The 16,463-nt window shown below is 61.6% G+C and carries 15 protein-coding genes; 8 read left to right on the forward strand and 7 right to left on the reverse strand.

Features of this window, described 5'->3' with window-relative positions:
- Positions 1 to 726 precede the first annotated feature (726 nt).
- Positions 727 to 1,722: an IS110 family RNA-guided transposase gene (locus ACA054_RS20115; RefSeq protein WP_497685826.1), complete on the forward strand. Its 996-nt coding sequence runs from the start codon at positions 727 to 729 to the stop codon at positions 1,720 to 1,722.
- 131 nt (positions 1,723 to 1,853) lie between these two features.
- Here the strand turns inward: ACA054_RS20115 and ACA054_RS20120 are convergent, their stop codons facing one another.
- From ACA054_RS20120 to ACA054_RS20130, 3 genes are all read right to left on the reverse strand, one after another.
- On the reverse strand, positions 1,854 to 3,299 hold the full coding sequence (locus tag ACA054_RS20120; protein WP_497685827.1) for an FAD/NAD(P)-binding protein: 1,446 nt from the start codon (positions 3,297 to 3,299) through the stop codon (positions 1,854 to 1,856).
- A 463-nt stretch (positions 3,300 to 3,762) separates the two neighbouring features.
- Complete coding sequence (locus ACA054_RS20125) at positions 3,763 to 5,166, reverse strand: LLM class flavin-dependent oxidoreductase (RefSeq protein WP_497685828.1); 1,404 nt, start codon at positions 5,164 to 5,166, stop codon at positions 3,763 to 3,765.
- Between the two features lie 160 nt (positions 5,167 to 5,326).
- A complete protein-coding gene (locus tag ACA054_RS20130; protein WP_497685829.1) occupies positions 5,327 to 5,890 on the reverse strand; it encodes a helix-turn-helix domain-containing protein in 564 nt (187 codons plus the stop codon).
- Between ACA054_RS20130 and ACA054_RS20135 the strand changes: the two genes are divergently transcribed.
- The 7 genes from ACA054_RS20135 (at position 5,885) to ACA054_RS20165 (ending at position 13,071) form a co-directional block, all read left to right on the forward strand.
- A complete protein-coding gene (locus ACA054_RS20135; RefSeq protein ID WP_497685830.1) occupies positions 5,885 to 6,910 on the forward strand; it encodes a DMT family transporter in 1,026 nt (341 codons plus the stop codon). The two genes, ACA054_RS20130 and ACA054_RS20135, sit on opposite strands and share 6 nt — an antisense overlap.
- Before the next feature lie 97 nt (positions 6,911 to 7,007).
- Positions 7,008 to 9,926: a monovalent cation/H+ antiporter subunit A gene (locus ACA054_RS20140; RefSeq protein ID WP_497685831.1), complete on the forward strand. Its 2,919-nt coding sequence runs from the start codon at positions 7,008 to 7,010 to the stop codon at positions 9,924 to 9,926.
- Complete coding sequence (locus ACA054_RS20145) at positions 9,926 to 10,270, forward strand: Na+/H+ antiporter subunit C (protein ID WP_007986256.1); 345 nt, start codon at positions 9,926 to 9,928, stop codon at positions 10,268 to 10,270. The genes ACA054_RS20140 and ACA054_RS20145 overlap by 1 nt, the downstream gene beginning before the upstream one ends.
- Positions 10,267 to 11,952, forward strand: coding sequence for a monovalent cation/H+ antiporter subunit D (locus ACA054_RS20150; protein ID WP_497685832.1), 1,686 nt, complete (start codon positions 10,267 to 10,269; stop codon positions 11,950 to 11,952). Before ACA054_RS20145 ends, ACA054_RS20150 begins: the two co-directional genes overlap by 4 nt.
- Positions 11,949 to 12,437, forward strand: coding sequence for a Na+/H+ antiporter subunit E (locus ACA054_RS20155; protein WP_497685833.1), 489 nt, complete (start codon positions 11,949 to 11,951; stop codon positions 12,435 to 12,437). The genes ACA054_RS20150 and ACA054_RS20155 overlap by 4 nt, the downstream gene beginning before the upstream one ends.
- Positions 12,434 to 12,712: a K+/H+ antiporter subunit F gene (locus tag ACA054_RS20160; protein ID WP_008063386.1), complete on the forward strand. Its 279-nt coding sequence runs from the start codon at positions 12,434 to 12,436 to the stop codon at positions 12,710 to 12,712. Before ACA054_RS20155 ends, ACA054_RS20160 begins: the two co-directional genes overlap by 4 nt.
- Positions 12,709 to 13,071, forward strand: a complete 363-nt coding sequence (locus ACA054_RS20165) for a Na+/H+ antiporter subunit G (protein ID WP_497685834.1) — start codon at positions 12,709 to 12,711, stop codon at positions 13,069 to 13,071. Before ACA054_RS20160 ends, ACA054_RS20165 begins: the two co-directional genes overlap by 4 nt.
- A gap of 807 nt (positions 13,072 to 13,878) precedes the next feature.
- Here the strand turns inward: ACA054_RS20165 and ACA054_RS20170 are convergent.
- From ACA054_RS20170 to ACA054_RS20185, 4 genes are all read right to left on the reverse strand, one after another.
- Positions 13,879 to 14,316, reverse strand: a complete 438-nt coding sequence (locus tag ACA054_RS20170; protein WP_497685835.1) for a DUF3995 domain-containing protein — start codon at positions 14,314 to 14,316, stop codon at positions 13,879 to 13,881.
- Positions 14,317 to 14,422: 106 nt separating this feature from the next.
- On the reverse strand, positions 14,423 to 15,436 hold the full coding sequence (locus tag ACA054_RS20175) for an ABC transporter substrate-binding protein (RefSeq protein WP_497685836.1): 1,014 nt from the start codon (positions 15,434 to 15,436) through the stop codon (positions 14,423 to 14,425).
- Between the two features lie 118 nt (positions 15,437 to 15,554).
- Positions 15,555 to 15,758: a hypothetical protein gene (locus ACA054_RS20180; RefSeq protein WP_497685837.1), complete on the reverse strand. Its 204-nt coding sequence runs from the start codon at positions 15,756 to 15,758 to the stop codon at positions 15,555 to 15,557.
- Complete coding sequence (locus ACA054_RS20185; RefSeq protein WP_497685838.1) at positions 15,758 to 16,207, reverse strand: hypothetical protein; 450 nt, start codon at positions 16,205 to 16,207, stop codon at positions 15,758 to 15,760. Before ACA054_RS20185 ends, ACA054_RS20180 begins: the two co-directional genes overlap by 1 nt.
- Between the last annotated feature and the right edge of the window lie 256 nt (positions 16,208 to 16,463).

Raw genomic sequence — 16,463 nt, forward strand, 5'->3', positions numbered from 1 at the left:
AGATCAAAAACAAAAGCGAGGCGGCCTGACAGCCGACCTGACTTTGGCTGATCCCCCCCAATCCCCTGTGGGAGCGAGCTTGCTCGCCATGGACGTCAACGATTACGCGCCCTGTCTGGATGATCGCGTTGTCTGGGCGTCTTTCGCGAGCAGGCTCGCTCCCACAATGAGATCGCGCACGGACCTGCATTCAGGTCGGCTTTAAGGCCGCCTCGCTTTTGCTGTGGCTTTGGCTCTTGATTTTCTTGCCACATCGAGAGGCCGAGTGGAGGTTCTGCGCAGTGGGCAAACCGGCATGGATGCCGGTTTAGCCGCCGCCGGCCATGGATGGCCGATGGCGGCGGCCCCTGTAGGAGCGAGCATGCTCCGGGCGGCGTTCCGACGATAAACCTGAGAGCACTGCGGGGTGTCAGACTCCCCGCGTCATCGTTGACCTCCATCGCGAGCATGCTCGCTCCTTGTATGTTGTCCCTGTACCCAGCGAGAGAGGTTAAGCTCGGCAGCGTACACACAAGTAAGTGCGTTTCTGGGGGAGGCCGATCGCTCCTGAAGGCAGGATTTGCTCCTGACCTTGTCTGTAGAGAGGCCCCCCCGCCTCATTGCCCACCACGAAGAGTATCGAGAAGCCGACAAGTCGGACTTCGCATTACAAGGTTGCAGTGGCATGAAGTTCGAGGTCGGGGGAACCAGGTGCAATCTTACCTAAAGCCAAGGAAGTGAAAAGCAATGAATGCGCATGTCGGCATAGATATCAGTGCTCGCAGTTCAGCCATGGGATGGCGGCAGAACGGCAAAGCAGCAGGCAATGGAGACATTCAGCACACACCCAAAGGTCGCAAGGCCGCTGTGGAAAAGCTGCTACGTCTCAAGCCGCTAAGCGTTGTCATGGAGGCCACCGGTATTTACTACCTGGATCTTGCGATGGAGTTGCACGCCGCCGGCTTGCCGGTCTCGGTGATCAATCCCAAAAGCTTCCACAACTTTGCCAAGCTGATGTTGCAAAACAGCAAGACTGACCAGATCGATGCCCAACTGCTGGCCGAATACGGCGAGCGTATGGGGCCTAGGCTGTGGGTCCCGCCCACTGCGGAACAGATGATGCTGCGTGCGATTGGTCGCCACATCAACCGACTGATTGGCCATCGAACACGAGCCAAAAACGAATTACACGCCCTACAAGCAACAGAAACGAGTGTGGAGCTGCTGATCGAGGATGAGAAGGAGGCGATTGCAGGACTGGACTCCCGGATTGATCGCTTGAAGAAAGCCGCACGTGAGGCCATCGCCAAATGCCCGGATCTGAGTTTGCAGTTTCGCTGCATGATGGCGGCGCCCGGCGTTGGAGAGGCCTCGGCCATCGCCGCACTGGCTGAGCTGACGACCCTTCCAGTGACGCTTAAATCGGCACAGGTAAGCCGCTATGCAGGCCTGGATGTCAGACTGACCCAGTCAGGCACCAGCGTGAACCGGCCAGGACGAATGTCCAAGTGCGGTAATGCTTACTTGCGTGCAGCGATGTTCATGCCGGCGATGACGGCAATCCGTTGTGATGAGAATGTGAAGGCCTTCTACGAGGCACTGGTAGCGCGCGGCAAGAAGAAAATGCAAGCCATCGGCGCGGTCATGCGCAAATACCTAACCGGGTTATGGGCATGCATGCGCTCCGGAGAAGAATTTAATACGGCCAAGCTTTTTAGCAAAAAACATCTCGCGAAAGCTTGACCGTGAACAGAGTATCTACAGGCCGGGCGGCGTTCCGTGCTTCCAAATGACTCGCTGTAAAAGCGAAACCCTAAGTGGCCGTTACCGCAGGAATGGATATATACCCAATCCAAATTGGAGCCATTCAATCTTCATTTGTGCAACGTCCAGGGTGTTGCCAGACGCGCGGCCAAAGCCTTGGCCTGACTCGCCACATCCGTCACGGCGGTGCTTTCCCACCACATCCCGCGCAACGGTGGCCCCATGGCAAACAACCGGCTGGCAGCCTGGCCGTCGGCATCCAGCACCGCACCGTCGACCTCTGCGGCAATCCCCAGCGCCAGGTGTCCTGGCCGGATCAGCCCCCGCGCCAGCAATTGCCGGGGCAACGGTCGAGCCACCCGTCGCCAGTCATATTCGATGCCGCTGGAGTTGATCAATGCCGCGCCACTGACGACAACCGTTTCAGGTTCGCCCCGCCGCCGGATACGAATACTCACTTCGTTACCCGAGGAAGGCTCCAGCCCTTTGAACGACGCCGCCTGAATCCGCAACCGCCCTTCCCCGTGCAAGCGCTCCACCAGTTCGGCACTCAACGGCGGCGAGCGGTGATGATGACTTTCCCACCACGGCCGTATATGGCGCACGAATTGCCGGCGCTGTACGTCGGTGGCCTGACTCCACAAGCGCCCGATGTGCGCTCGCACCGTGTCCAGCGGTGCCTGCCAGTCAATGCCCTGGGCGATGGCGTTGCGGCAATGCCGACGCAATTCACGCACCAGCTGTCGCGGCGTGCGAATGCTGTGATCCTCGGCCAGAAAATCCACCCATGCCGGTGGCTGCCGCCGCACGTGGGGCAGCAGGCCGTGACGGGAAAACACTTCGATCGGCCCGCGATGCCCCGCCTGTTCCAGCGACACCACGGCATCGACCATGGTCAGCCCCGAGCCGATGATCAGCACCGTCGACTGCGGGTCGAGCTGCTGCATCGCAGCCACATCCCACGGGTCAAGCGCCGCCGCGTTCAAACCGCTGGATTCAGTCTGCGGCGTGCGCGCGGCCGGGAACATCCCCGTAGCAAGCACGGCAAAAGAACCCTGCAAACGCTGGCCGTCACTCAAGGTCAAGCACACCGAATGCGCATCGGTTTGCAGATCAACCACCTCGGCCCGCACATGCTCCACCGTTGAACCGTTCAACGCCCCCAGCGCTTGCGCCTCGGCCATACGTTGCTGCACGTACAGGCCGAAAATCCCCCGTGGCGGGAACAGCTCGCTGATCGGTACATGCTGCTCATCCGACTCAGGCCAGCCGCCAGCCGCAATGTAGTCGGTCAGCCATTGGGTCAGGTCGTCGGCGTTGTCCGGGTCGACACTCATGCGCGCCGCGTTGCCGTTGAGCGTATGCCCCAGCTCCACGGCGCTGTAGGCCTCGCCGCGACCCAGTTCGGCGCGCGGCTCGATCACCAGCACCTGGCGCTTGCCCGGCAGACGCAACAATTGCGCCGCCAGCATCGCGCCGCTGAGGCCACCGCCGATGATCAGGATGTCCGCGTGACGGATGACGTCGGTCGCCTGTCCGTTTTGGGTTTCAATCATGCCGTTCTCACTGATCAGTATTTACCTGGATAGAAGTCATGCAGATCGCCCCGGGGGCGACGATTTCGAAAATTGGCCTGGATGATAATAGGCGCCAAACCTATGGAAGGTTCATCGAGCAGTACCAAAGTAGAATGCGTCTTGCAGGATGGAATCGCTTGGCATTGACCTGCCATTCCCAGGTGTCCGCAAGTGGCGGACGCTTGAGTTCGTGCACGCTCATGGGTTTTGACCTCTATGTCATGGGCAAATGCGTGCGATGGTCCGCTGGGCGGAGATATCGGTAACTACCGCGATCCAATGTGGGAGTGAGCCTGCTCGCGATGACAGTGAATCAGGCGACATCAATGTTGGATGTGCAGGCCTCATCGCGGGCAAGCCCGCTCCCACAGGTTTCGTGTCGATTGCAATATTTGTGTACGACGCAAAACCCTGTGGGAGCGTTGCTTGCCCGAGATGGCGTCTAGGCCGACACCACCTTCTTCTCCTGTTGACGCAACACCGCCAGATCGCGATAACCGCTGCCCGGATGAATCTCCGGCAAACGCGGCCTCTCGCCAAACAGCTTCTCGCGCAGGGTGCCCGGCGCATATTCGGTCTTGTACACCCCGCGTTTCTGCAACTCCGGCACCAGCAATTCCACGGCGTCGATAAAGGTTTCGTGAGTCAGTGCATAGGCCAGGTTGAAACCATCGACATCGGTCTCCTCGACCCATTCCTGCAACAGATCGGCCACTGTTTGCGGACTGCCGACAAACAGCGGCCCAAAACCGCCGATGCCGACCCAGTCGGCCAGTTCATTCGGAGTCCAGACCTTGTTCGGATCGGCTGTGGAGAATGCTTCCACCGCCGATTGAATGGCGTTGGTGTGCACATGCTTGAGCGGTTCATCCGGTTTGAACTGGCTGAAATCGATGCCGGTCCAGCCCGAGATCAGTGCCATCGCGCCCTCATAACTGACCCAGGTCTTGTATTCCTCGAACTTGGCCTTGGCCTTGGCATCGGTCTCGCCGAGGATCACCGTCTGCAGGTTGAAAATCAGGATCTTCGACGGATCACGCCCCGCCTGCGCCGCACGCCGGCGGATATCGGCCACGGTTTTCTTCAGCAGCACTTTCGACGGTGCGGCGACGAACACGCATTCGGCATGCTCGGCGGCAAACTGCTTGCCGCGACTAGACGCGCCGGCCTGATACAAAACCGGGGTGCGTTGCGGTGAGGGCTCGCAGAGATGAATCCCTGGCACCTGGAAGTGTTTGCCGACATGCTGGATCTCATGGATTTTGCTCGGGTCGCTAAAGATCCGCCGCTCGCGGTCGCGCAGGATCGCGCCCTCTTCCCAGCTGCCTTCCCACAGCTTGTAGCAAACCTCCAGATACTCCTCGGCAAAATCGTAGCGGGCGTCGTGTTCGGTCTGGGTTTTCTGCCCAAGGTTCTTCGCGCCGCTCTCCAGGTACGAGGTCACGATGTTCCAGCCGGCGCGGCCCTTGGTCAGGTGATCGAGGGTCGACAGGCGTCGGGCGAACGGGTACGGATGCTCGAACGACAGCGAGGCGGTCAGGCCAAAGCCCAGATGTTCAGTCACCAGCGCCATCGGCGGGATCAGTTGCAGCGGATCGTTGACCGGCACCTGGGCCGCCTGACGGATCGCCGCATCGCCGTTGCCGTTGTAGACGTCATAGATGCCCAGCACATCGGCGATGAACAGACCGTCGAACTTGCCGCGTTCGAGGATTTTCGCCAGGTCGGTCCAGTATTCCAGGTCTTTGTATTGCCACGAGCGGTCCCGCGGATGCGCCCACAACCCCGGCGACTGGTGGCCGACACAGTTCATGTCGAAAGCATTGAGACGAATTTCACGGGCCATCAAACAGCACTCCGAAAGCCAGGGGGATAGATGCCCAGAGCACTGCAGGAGTCATGCCTGAATTTAATTTACATATATTTCAATAGGTTAAGTGACACTCAAAGAAACCCTTACAGCTTTAAAACAGCAAAGTGTCGATCCGCTGTTGATAGGCCAACAGTCAAATCACCACGTTACGCACAAACCGCACGGCCACCGCCCCATCGTTGCGATAGGAATGGGGCTGGTTGCTGGCGAACATGAAGAACTCGCCGGCGTCGATCTTGTGCGGCACGTCACCGACCATCAGCGTCAGGCAGCCTTCGAAGACATAGAACTGTTCGCTCCAGCCTTCCGCGTCCGGCTCCGACGGGTAATGCTCGCCCGGCTCGAGGCGCCATTCCCAGAGTTCGACTTCACGGGTGGCATTGGCCTTGGCCAGCAGCACCGCCTTGCTCCCGGGGATGGTACCGGCCCAGGCCAGCTCGTTGATGCGGCTATGGTCGCGCACGTCGGGGGCCTGGATCAGGTCGCTGAACGCCACGTCCAGTGCTTCGGCCACACGGTCGAGGGTGGTCAGGCTGACGTTCTTTTCGCCGGCCTCGATGGCCACCAGCATCCGTCGGCTGACACCGGATTTTTCCGCCAAAGCGGTCTGGCTCAAATCGGCGGCATGGCGCAAACGACGAATGTTCTGGCTGACGTGCTGCAGGACCGAAGCCCGTGGCGAGGAATCTTTGTGCACTATATTGCTCACTTGGTGGTGTTGCGCAGTATACTGCCCAACTTCCGGCGCATTGTGCGTCCCCCTCAAATAGTGTGCAAGATCATGACGTCGGTGAACTCCTCCCAGGCTTCCTCCCGTTTCCTGCGGCTCAGCAAGGCCGAGTGCGTGCTGGTGCTGATCACCATGGTCTGGGGCGGGACCTTTTTGCTGGTCCAGCATGCGATGACCGTCAGCGGCCCGATGTTTTTCGTCGGCCTGCGCTTTGCCGCCGCCGCGATCATCGTCGCCCTGTTCTCCTGGCGCAGCCTGCGGGAATTGACCTTGTTCGAACTCAAGGCCGGCGCCTTCATCGGCGTGGCGATCATGCTCGGTTACGGCTTGCAGACGGTCGGGTTGCAGAGCATTCCCAGCAGCCAGTCGGCGTTCATTACCGCGTTGTACGTACCCTTCGTGCCGTTGCTGCAATGGCTGGTACTGGGTCGTCGTCCGGGGCTGATGCCAAGCATCGGGATCATGCTGGCCTTCACCGGGTTGATGTTGCTGTCGGGGCCTTCTGGCGCGGCGTTGAACTTCAGCCCCGGTGAAATCGCCACGTTGATCAGCGCCATTGCCATTGCGGCGGAGATCATTCTGATCAGCAACTTTGCCGGTCTTGTCGATGTGAAGCGGGTAACGGTGGTGCAACTGGCCGTTACGTCGCTGCTGTCGTTCCTGATGGTGGTGCCGACCCAGGAACACATTCCGGATTTCTCCTGGCTGCTGTTATGCAGTGCCCTGGGTTTGGGCGCGGCGAGTGCGGCGATCCAGGTGGCGATGAACTGGGCGCAGAAGAGTGTTTCGCCGACCCGGGCGACCTTGATCTATGCCGGTGAGCCGGTGTGGGCCGGAATTGTCGGGCGGATCGCCGGGGAGTGGCTGCCGGCGATTGCGCTGCTGGGGGCCGGGTTGATCGTAGCGGCGGTGATTGTCAGTGAGTTGAAGACCAAAGGTAAGGGTGTTGCGGTAGAGGAAGTGCTGGAGCGGGAGACCCGAGGTTAAGACGCTAAATCTGCAGCGTCTGGAAGATAGCTTGGCGTTTGGCGATCCGGGAGCTGGCACGTATGATGCTTCACAAACTTCCGCAGATTAGAAGCCTATGTCCCTGATAGTTCTACTGCTTCTGCCTTTCATAGGCAGCTGTCTGGCAGCGGTGCTGCCACACAACGCGCGAAATACCGAATCGCTTCTGGCTGGCCTGGTTGCCTTGATCGGCACTGTCCAGGTCGCCCTCCTGTACCCGCAAATCGCCCATGGCGGCGTCATCCGCGAAGAATTTTTCTGGCTGCCGAGCCTTGGCCTGAACTTCGTCCTGCGCATGGACGGTTTCGCCTGGCTGTTCTCGATGCTGGTGCTGGGCATCGGCACCCTGGTGTCGCTGTACGCCCGCTACTACATGTCGCCCGACGATCCGGTGCCGCGGTTCTTCGCGTTTTTCCTAGCGTTCATGGGCGCCATGCTCGGGCTGGTGATCTCTGGCAACCTGATCCAGATCGTGTTTTTCTGGGAGCTGACCAGCCTCTTCTCGTTCCTGTTGATCGGCTATTGGCACCACCGCGCCGACGCTCGACGCGGGGCGTACATGGCGCTGATGGTCACCGGCGCGGGCGGCCTGTGCCTGCTGGCGGGGGTCATGCTGCTTGGCCATGTGGTCGGCAGCTATGACCTCGACAAGGTCCTGGCCGCCGGCGACATGATTCGCGCACATGCCCTCTACCCCATCCTGCTGCCCCTGATCCTGATCGGCGCGCTGAGCAAAAGCGCGCAATTCCCTTTTCACTTCTGGCTGCCCCACGCCATGGCCGCGCCGACTCCGGTTTCGGCCTATCTGCACTCGGCGACCATGGTCAAGGCCGGGGTGTTTCTGCTGGCCCGGCTGTGGCCGTCGCTCTCGGGCAGTGAAGAATGGTTCTACATCGTCAGCGGCGCCGGCGCCTGCACCCTGTTGCTCGGCGCTTATTGCGCGATGTTCCAGAACGACCTCAAGGGCCTGCTGGCTTACTCGACCATCAGCCACCTGGGCCTGATCACCCTGCTGCTGGGCCTGAACAGCCCGCTGGCCGCTGTGGCCGCGGTGTTCCACATCCTCAACCACGCCACGTTCAAGGCCTCGCTGTTCATGGCCGCCGGGATCATCGACCACGAAAGCGGCACCCGCGACATTCGCCGGCTCAGCGGCCTGTTCAAGCTGATTCCGTTCACCGCGACCCTGGCCATGGTCGCCAGTGCCTCGATGGCCGGTGTACCGCTACTCAACGGCTTCCTGTCCAAAGAAATGTTCTTCGCCGAGACCGTGTTCATCAACGCCACGGCCTGGATCGAAGCCACCCTGCCGATCGTCGCGACCATCGCCGGGACCTTCAGTGTCGCCTACTCCCTGCGCTTCACCGTGGACGTGTTCTTCGGCCCGACCGCCACCGACCTGCCCCACACCCCGCACGAGCCACCGCGCTGGATGCGCGCGCCGGTCGAGTTGCTGGTGTTCGCCTGCCTGGTGGTGGGGATCTTCCCGGCGCAGGTGGTCGGTCCACTGCTCGCCGCGGCCGCACAACCGGTCGTGGGCGGCACCTTGCCCGAGTACAGCCTGGCGATCTGGCACGGCTTGAACGCGCCGATGATCATGAGCCTGATCGCCATGTCCGGCGGCATCGTGCTTTACCTCCTGCTGCGCAAGCAGCTCAAGCGCGGGCGCTTCCATTACCCGCCGCTGATTGGCCGATTCAACGGCAAGCGCCTGTTCGAACGCAGCCTGGTGCTCATGATGCGCCTGGCCCGACGCCTGGAGCCACTGATCAGCACCCGGCGCCTGCAGATGCAATTGTTCCTGATGGTGCTCGCCGCCGTGCTGGCCGGACTGATTCCGATGCTGCACAGCAGCCTGAGCTGGGGCGACCGGCCGAAGATTCCGGGCTCGATCGTGTTCGTCATCCTCTGGCTGCTGGCGATTGCCTGCGCCCTCGGCGCCGCGTATCAGGCCAAGTATCACCGTCTGGCCGCCCTGACCATGGTCAGCGTCTGCGGCCTGATGACCTGCGTGACCTTCGTCTGGTTCTCGGCCCCGGACCTGGCATTGACGCAACTGGTGGTCGAAGTGGTGACCACGGTACTGATCCTGCTGGGCCTGCGCTGGCTGCCACGGCGGATCGAAGAGGTTTCGCCGCTGCCGAGCAGCCTGCGCAAGGCGCGCATCCGCCGCATCCGCGACTTGCTGCTGTCGGCCGTGGTCGGCGGCGGCATGGCGTTGCTGGCCTATGCGATGCTGACCCGGCAAACGCCGAACGACATTTCCTCGTTCTACCTGAGCCGCGCCCTGCCCGAAGGCGGTGGCAGCAACGTGGTCAACGTGATGCTCGTGGACTTCCGCGGCTTCGACACCCTGGGTGAAATCACCGTACTGGTGGCGGTAGCCCTGACCGTGTTCGCCCTGCTGCGGCGTTTCCGTCCGCCGAAGGAAAGCCTGCAGTTGCCGGCCCAGCAGCGCCTGCTCGCGCCGGACGTGGTCACCGACCTGGTCAACCCGCGCCACGCCAGCGACACCGCGCTCGGCTTCATGATGGTTCCGGCGGTGCTGGTGCGCCTGCTGCTGCCGATTGCGCTGGTGGTCTCGTTCTACCTGTTCATGCGTGGCCACAACCAGCCGGGCGGCGGCTTTGTCGCGGGCCTGGTGATGTCGGTGGCGTTCATCCTGCAATACATGGTCGCCGGCACCCAGTGGGTCGAAGCGCAAATGAGCCTGCGACCGCTGCGCTGGATGAGTGTCGGGCTGCTGTTCGCCACCGTCACCGGCCTCGGCGCGATGGTCGCTGGCTATCCGTTCCTGACCACCCATACCTGGCATTTCGACCTGCCGCTGCTGGGCGACATTCACCTGGCCAGTGCGCTGTTCTTTGACGTCGGCGTATACGCCGTGGTGGTCGGTTCGACGCTATTAATTCTCACCGCCCTCGCCCACCAATCGGTGCGGGGTCACAAGACCGCGGCCCAGCCCAAACCCGCCGTCATGAAGGAGGCTGTCTGATGGAAGAAGTCATCGCCATCGCCATCGGCGTCCTGGCCGCGTCCGGCGTCTGGCTGATCCTGCGTCCGCGGACGTTCCAGGTGGTCATGGGGCTGTGCCTGCTGTCCTATGGCGTCAACCTGTTCATCTTCAGCATGGGCAGCCTGTTCATCGGCAAGGAGCCGATCATCAAGGACGGCGTGCCGCAGGATCTGCTGCACTACACCGACCCGCTGCCGCAGGCACTGGTGCTGACCGCGATCGTCATCAGCTTCGCCATGACCGCGCTGTTCCTGGTGGTCTTGCTCGCCTCCCGGGGCCTGACCGGCACCGACCATGTGGATGGCCGGGAGCCTAAAGAATGAATCCGATGTCGCACCTGATCGCCGCGCCCATCCTGCTGCCGCTGCTGACCGCCGCGATCATGCTGATGCTCGGCGAGAAACATCGCCCGCTCAAAGCCAAAATCAATTTGTTCTCCAGCCTGCTCGGGCTTGGCGTTTCCGTTCTGCTGCTGCAATGGACGCAAACCACCGGCATCCCCGGCTCCATCGGCGTGTACCTGCCGGGCAATTGGCAAGTGCCGTTCGGCCTGGTGCTGGTGGTCGATCGCCTGTCGGCGCTGATGTTGGTGCTGACCGGCATCATCGGCGTCTGCGCCCTGCTGTTCGCCATGGCGCGTTGGGACAGCGCCGGTTCGAGCTTCCACGCGTTGTTCCAGATCCAGTTGATGGGCCTGTATGGCGCCTTCCTGACGGCAGACCTGTTCAACCTGTTCGTCTTCTTCGAAGTGCTGCTGGCCGCGTCCTATGGCCTGATGCTGCATGGCTCGGGGCGGGCGCGGGTATCGTCGGGGTTGCACTACATCTCGATCAACCTGCTGGCCTCGACCCTGTTCCTGATTGGCGCGGCGCTGATCTACGGTGTCACCGGCACCCTGAACATGGCCGACCTGGCGCTGAAGATCCCGCTGGTGCCCCAGGCCGATCGCGGCCTGCTGCACGCGGGCGCGGGCATTCTGGCGGTGGCGTTCCTGGCCAAGGCCGGGATGTGGCCGCTGAATTTCTGGCTGGTGCCGGCGTACTCCTCGGCAAGCGCGCCAGTGGCGGCGATGTTCGCGATCATGACCAAGGTCGGCATCTACACCTTGCTGCGCCTGTGGACCCTGCTGTTTTCCGGTCAGGCCGGCGCCTCGGCGTACTTCGGCGGCGACTGGCTGATCTACGGCGGCATGGCCACCATCGTCTGCGCGGCACTGGCGATCCTCGCGGCCCATCGCCTGGAACGCATGGCCAGCCTGAGCATCCTGGTGTCGGCGGGGATTCTGCTGGCGGCGATCGGGTTCGGCCAGCCCAACCTGATCGGTGCGGCACTGTTCTATGTGGTTAGCTCGACCCTGGCGCTGAGCGCGCTGTTCCTGCTGGCGGAGCTGATCGAACGCTCGCGCTCGGCCAACGAAATCCCCCTGGAGGATGAAAACGAAATGCTGCCACGGCCGCTGGAATCGTTGCATCCGGTCAAGGGCATCAACCTCGACGATGACCAGAAAGCCGTGGTCGGCCAAGTGATTCCCTGGACCATGGCGTTCCTCGGCTTGAGCTTCATCGCCTGCGCCCTGTTGATCATCGGCATGCCACCGCTCTCCGGGTTCATCGGCAAGCTCGGCCTGCTCAGCGCCCTGCTCAACCCGATGGGCCTGGGCAATGCCAGCGACGCCCCGGTATCGAATGCCGCGTGGGGCTTGCTGGCGCTGCTGATCCTCTCGGGACTGGCGTCATTGATCGCCTTTTCCCGCGTGGGCATCCAGCGTTTCTGGACACCGGCAGAACGCCCCTCGCCCGTGCTCCGGCGCCTGGAGTGCGTACCGATTTTCGCGCTGCTCGGCTTGAGCATCCTGCTGACGTTCAAGGCCGAACCGCTGTTGCGCTACACACAGGCGGCCGCCAACGCCTTGAACAACCCGCAGCAGTATGTGATGGCCGTGCTCGGCACCCGTGCGGTGCCAGGCCCGCAAGCCAGGGCGGCGCTGCTGGAGGTGCAACCATGAAGCGCCTGCTGCCTGCGCCATGGCTGTCGCTGGCCCTGTGGCTGTTGTGGTTGCTGCTGAACCTGTCGCTCAGCCCCGGCAACGTGCTGCTGGGCGCCCTGCTGGGATTTTGCGCACCCTTGATGATGCGCAAGCTGCGCCCGCTGCCGATCCGCATTCGGCGGCCAGGGGTGATCCTGCGCCTGTTCCTGCTGGTCGGTCGCGATGTGCTGGTGTCCAACCTGGCGGTGGCCGTTGGCGTGCTCAATGCCGGAAGTCGGCCACCGCGCTCGGGTTTCGTCAAGGTGCCGCTGGACCTGCGCGACGCCAACGGCCTGGCCGCGCTGTCGATGATCTGCACAGTGGTCCCCGGCACGGTCTGGTCGGAACTGGCGCTGGACCGCAGCATCCTGCTGCTGCATGTCTTCGACCTGGATGACGAAGCGCTGTTCATCCAGCACTTCAAGGCGACCTACGAGCGCCCGCTGATGGAGATTTTCGAATGAGCAGTTTGCTGTCCAACGCGATCCTGCTGAGCCTGTTCCTGTTTTGCGTGGCAATGATCCTGACCCTGATCCGCCTGTTCAAGGGCCCGTCGGCCCAGGACCGGGTCCTGGCCCTGGATTACCTGTACATCGTGGCGATGCTGATGATGCTGACGCTGGGCATTCGTTATGCCAGTGACACTTACTTCGAGGCAGCGCTGCTGATCGCGCTGTTCGGTTTCGTCGGCTCGTTTGCCCTGGCGAAATTCCTCCTGCGTGGCGAGGTGATCGAATGAGTGCGCCATTGTCCCTGTGGGTCGAAGTACCCGTGGCCATCCTGCTGGTGCTCGGCAGCCTGTTTGCCCTGGTGGGCGCCATCGGCCTGGTGCGGATGAAGGATTACTTCCAGCGCATGCACCCCCCGGCCCTGGCCTCGACCCTGGGCGCATGGTGCGTGGCCCTGGCCTCGATCATCTTCTTTTCGGCGCTCAAGTCCGGGCCGGTCCTGCATGCCTGGCTGATTCCGATCCTGCTGGCGATCACCGTGCCGGTGACCACCTTGCTGCTGGCCCGGGCGGCATTGTTCCGCAAGCGCATGGCCGGGGATGATGTGCCGGCGGAGGTTTCGAGTCGGCGTACGGAAAGCGGGAGCTGATCAAAAGAGCTTTGGCGTACATATCCATTGCTGCGGTAACGGCCTATGGTTCCGCTTTTACAGCGGCTCACTTTTGAAAGAGCCGGAATGCCGGCCCAGCCAAAAGTAAGCAAAAGGCTCTTGCCCCACCACTCGGTGCCTCGCTTAGGCTCGGCATGCCCTCTCTCCGGCCATCGTGGTTTAACGGGGCGCCCAAATCTAAAGCCAAAGCGAGGCGGCCTGACAGCCGACCTGATTTTTGCAGATACCCCCAATCCCCTGTGGGAGCGAGCTTGCTCGCGATGGAGGTCCGAACGACGCGATCATTCAGACAGGGCGCGTTATCGTTCACGACCATCGCGAGCAAGCTCGCTCCCACAATGGGAACGCGGATCAGCCAGTAATCAGGTCGGCTTTAAGGCCGCCTCGCCTTGCTCTTGCTTTTGATTTTCTTGCCCCATCGAGAGGCCGAGTGGAGGGTGCGTAGTGGGTAAACCGGCATGGATGCCGGTTTAGCCGCCGCCGGCCATGGATGGCCGATGGCGGCGGGCCCACGGAGCAGGACCGGAGCGAGGGCATGCCGAGCCTTAGCGAGGCACCGAACGCCAGGGGCAAGAGCCCTTGGTTACTTGGGGCTCTTCCAAGTGACTCGCTGTAAGAGCGAAACCCTAAGTGGCCGTTACCGCAGCAATGGATATGTACTCCGCCAACTAACAATAGGTCAGCTATCAGGACGCCTTCGCCGGCAAGCCTGGCTCCTACAGTTTGATCGGGCTACACCCGCCCGCACCGAGGCGTCAAAAAGAAGCAAGTTGCGATCTTTTGCTCCTAAACCCAAGCCACCGCCAACAACCCGGCCCCCAGCACCACACACAAGGGCGAATAAACCCAAGTGTCCCAGTGGGCAAACCTCGACCCCTTGACCTCCTTGAAAAACCCCACCAGTTCCGAATCGCCAATCGCCCGGGCGAACAGCAATAGCGCAATGGCGCTGATCACCCACTGCAACCCTCGATGATCCACCTGCGGCAGCCACCAGCCAACCCGCAAGCACACCAACAGGGCCATGGTCAGCAACGCCGCCGCCACCAGCATCGTCATCCAGCCACGGGGCTTGAAGGCCGGCTGCAACCGCGCACCGCCCTCCACCGGCACCTGCGGCACCACCGCCACGGCGGCCCATTCACCACCCAACGCCCAATACACGTGTACCAGAGCGATCGCCGCAATTACCGTCGCCAGCCATTGAGCCAACACGAAGGTCATGGTCTGAAATCCTTGAAAGGGATTTGAACAGACTCATCCTAGTCGGCTTTTTTCGCAGTGCACGCGCTCACGCCAGCGACCCGACCAACGCGTTTGCAACCGACGCCTACAGGGCCGCTGACACCTTGTCCGCGACCTCTTTAGGCAACCAGGCCTTCCAGACCTCTGGATGCGCCTTCATAAACGCTTCGGCTGCCTGACGCGGTGGCGTGTGTTTTTCACTCATCTCGGCCAGCGCCCGGTTCAACGGGTCGATGGGGAAATCGACCTTGGCGAAGAACTCGGCAATCTGCGGGTACTGCTTCTGGAACGGCGTAGACACGCCGATGGACAGCTTCGAGGGCAGCGAGCGAGTCGGTTGCGGATTCGGGTTATCGGCGTCGGTCAGGGTTTTCCAGGCCTGCGCATCGAAGGGCGGCTCCTCCAGCTGGATCAACTTGAAGCGACCGAGCAGCGGCGTGGGCGACCAGTAATAGAACAGCACCGGTTTGCCACGGCGAATCGACGAGCTGATCTCCGCATCCAGCGCCGCTCCCGAACCGCTGCGAAAGTTCACATAGCTGTCATCGAGCCCATAGGCCTTGAGCTTCTGTTTGTTGACCACTTCCGAGGTCCAGCCGATGGGGCTGTTGAGGAAGCGTCCCTTGTTCGGGGCTTCAGGGTCCTTGAACACGTCCTTGTATTTGGGCAGGTCGGTGACACTGCGCAAGTCCGGCGCCATCGCCTTGATGCCCTTGGCCGGGTCGCCCTTGATCACGTACTCCGGCACCCACCAGCCTTCGGTGGCGCCCTTGACCGTGTCGCCCAGGCTCGCGACCTTGCCTTCGGCCTCCGCCTTGACCCAGACCGGGCTGCGCCCCGCCCACTCTTCGCCAATGACCTGGATGTCATTGTTGGCCAGTGCGGTTTCCAGGGTGATGGTGGTACCCGGCAAGGTGTCGGTCGGCAGCCCGTAGCCCTTTTCGACGATGATCCGCAGGATATCGGTGATCAGGCTGCCGCTTTCCCAGTTGAGGTCGGCGAAGTGGATCGGGGCGCTGGCAGCCAGCACCGGAACGGGTGACGCCAACAATCCGAACGTGGCCACGACAGCGGCCAGCAACCGGCGAATGCCTTTCATGCTTGTGCACCTCGTGCTGTTCACAGCAATAGCAGGATGGCCTGGCAGAAGACCGCAAAGCCTCTGAATACTCAGTCAACTGACTGTAGTAGAGGTTCCTGCTTTCGAGGGACGTGGATCAGTTTTCGGACGTTTCCTGCAGACGGGCAAGCTCTCTCCTGACCATGCTGGCGTACGCCGCAGGTCGCAACGCGTAGATCTGCGAGGCCACCCAGTTCAGCCAGGCACCCTGCAGAACAACCTTGTGCTCAAACAGACGCAGGGCCTCGGCTTGCGCACTGGCCTGGTGCTGTTGGTGGAAATCGGCGCGGGGCAGGTCCACTACTCACTGGCCTTGAACGTCACCAGTTCACCCTTGCGCCACTTGGCGGCCTTGGCGGTCACGGCCTTGAGGGTCTTGGTCAGGCCTTCCTGCAGCTGCTGGTGGGCGGCGAACACCGTCACCACGCTGTGGCCTTCCTTGAACAGGATGGCTTGGCCGTCGGTGGTGGTCACGAAGGCGTAATCGCCCAGGCCGTAGACAGTCAATTTGATGTCACGGAACTTGATTTCCAGTTTGCCGCCTTCGCGGCTGGGCAACACCGACGCGCTGAAATGATCGCCGACCTTGAGTTTGAGCCCCGGTTTATCGTCCACCACCAGCGCCGATTCGGTGTCGATTTCGGCAACGTAAATGCCTTCAGCGCTCTGTTCGGTGATGTAGACGAAACGTGACTGAAACTGTTTAACCAGCTTTGCGCGCAAATCACCCAGCACGAACAAAGCATGCATATCGAGATTACTTACTGCCAAGGAAACATCCCCACATCTGAAAATGACGCCGCACGCGAAAAAAGCGCACAGCCAAAAAAGCGGCAATGCCGAGGTGAAGCCAGATAACCCGGGTTGAGATCCTGGGTGAGCAGAGCACTCATCCATCTCGAAGCTTGAGAAGATTACTGGATGCCGCTCACATCGTCTCGCCCGGTGTTCGACAAAGGCTGAAGGAAAACGCCCTTGGAACGGCCAGAGAAATACGGACTATCAA

This window comes from Pseudomonas sp. LBUM1653, from assembly GCF_059716115.1.

What these genes read in the sequence shown, in the direction of transcription:
- ACA054_RS20115 (WP_497685826.1), top strand. Translation starts at nt 727, where the DNA reads ATGAATGCGCATGTCGGCATAGATATCAGTGCTCGCAGTTCAGCCATG.
- ACA054_RS20120 (WP_497685827.1), bottom strand. Translation starts at nt 3,299, where the DNA reads ATGATTGAAACCCAAAACGGACAGGCGACCGACGTCATCCGTCACGCG.
- ACA054_RS20125 (WP_497685828.1), bottom strand. Translation starts at nt 5,166, where the DNA reads ATGGCCCGTGAAATTCGTCTCAATGCTTTCGACATGAACTGTGTCGGC.
- ACA054_RS20140 (WP_497685831.1), top strand. Translation starts at nt 7,008, where the DNA reads ATGTCCCTGATAGTTCTACTGCTTCTGCCTTTCATAGGCAGCTGTCTG.
- ACA054_RS20145 (WP_007986256.1), top strand. Translation starts at nt 9,926, where the DNA reads ATGGAAGAAGTCATCGCCATCGCCATCGGCGTCCTGGCCGCGTCCGGC.
- ACA054_RS20150 (WP_497685832.1), top strand. Translation starts at nt 10,267, where the DNA reads ATGAATCCGATGTCGCACCTGATCGCCGCGCCCATCCTGCTGCCGCTG.
- ACA054_RS20155 (WP_497685833.1), top strand. Translation starts at nt 11,949, where the DNA reads ATGAAGCGCCTGCTGCCTGCGCCATGGCTGTCGCTGGCCCTGTGGCTG.
- ACA054_RS20160 (WP_008063386.1), top strand. Translation starts at nt 12,434, where the DNA reads ATGAGCAGTTTGCTGTCCAACGCGATCCTGCTGAGCCTGTTCCTGTTT.
- ACA054_RS20165 (WP_497685834.1), top strand. Translation starts at nt 12,709, where the DNA reads ATGAGTGCGCCATTGTCCCTGTGGGTCGAAGTACCCGTGGCCATCCTG.
- ACA054_RS20170 (WP_497685835.1), bottom strand. Translation starts at nt 14,316, where the DNA reads ATGACCTTCGTGTTGGCTCAATGGCTGGCGACGGTAATTGCGGCGATC.
- ACA054_RS20175 (WP_497685836.1), bottom strand. Translation starts at nt 15,436, where the DNA reads ATGAAAGGCATTCGCCGGTTGCTGGCCGCTGTCGTGGCCACGTTCGGA.
- ACA054_RS20185 (WP_497685838.1), bottom strand. Translation starts at nt 16,207, where the DNA reads ATGCATGCTTTGTTCGTGCTGGGTGATTTGCGCGCAAAGCTGGTTAAA.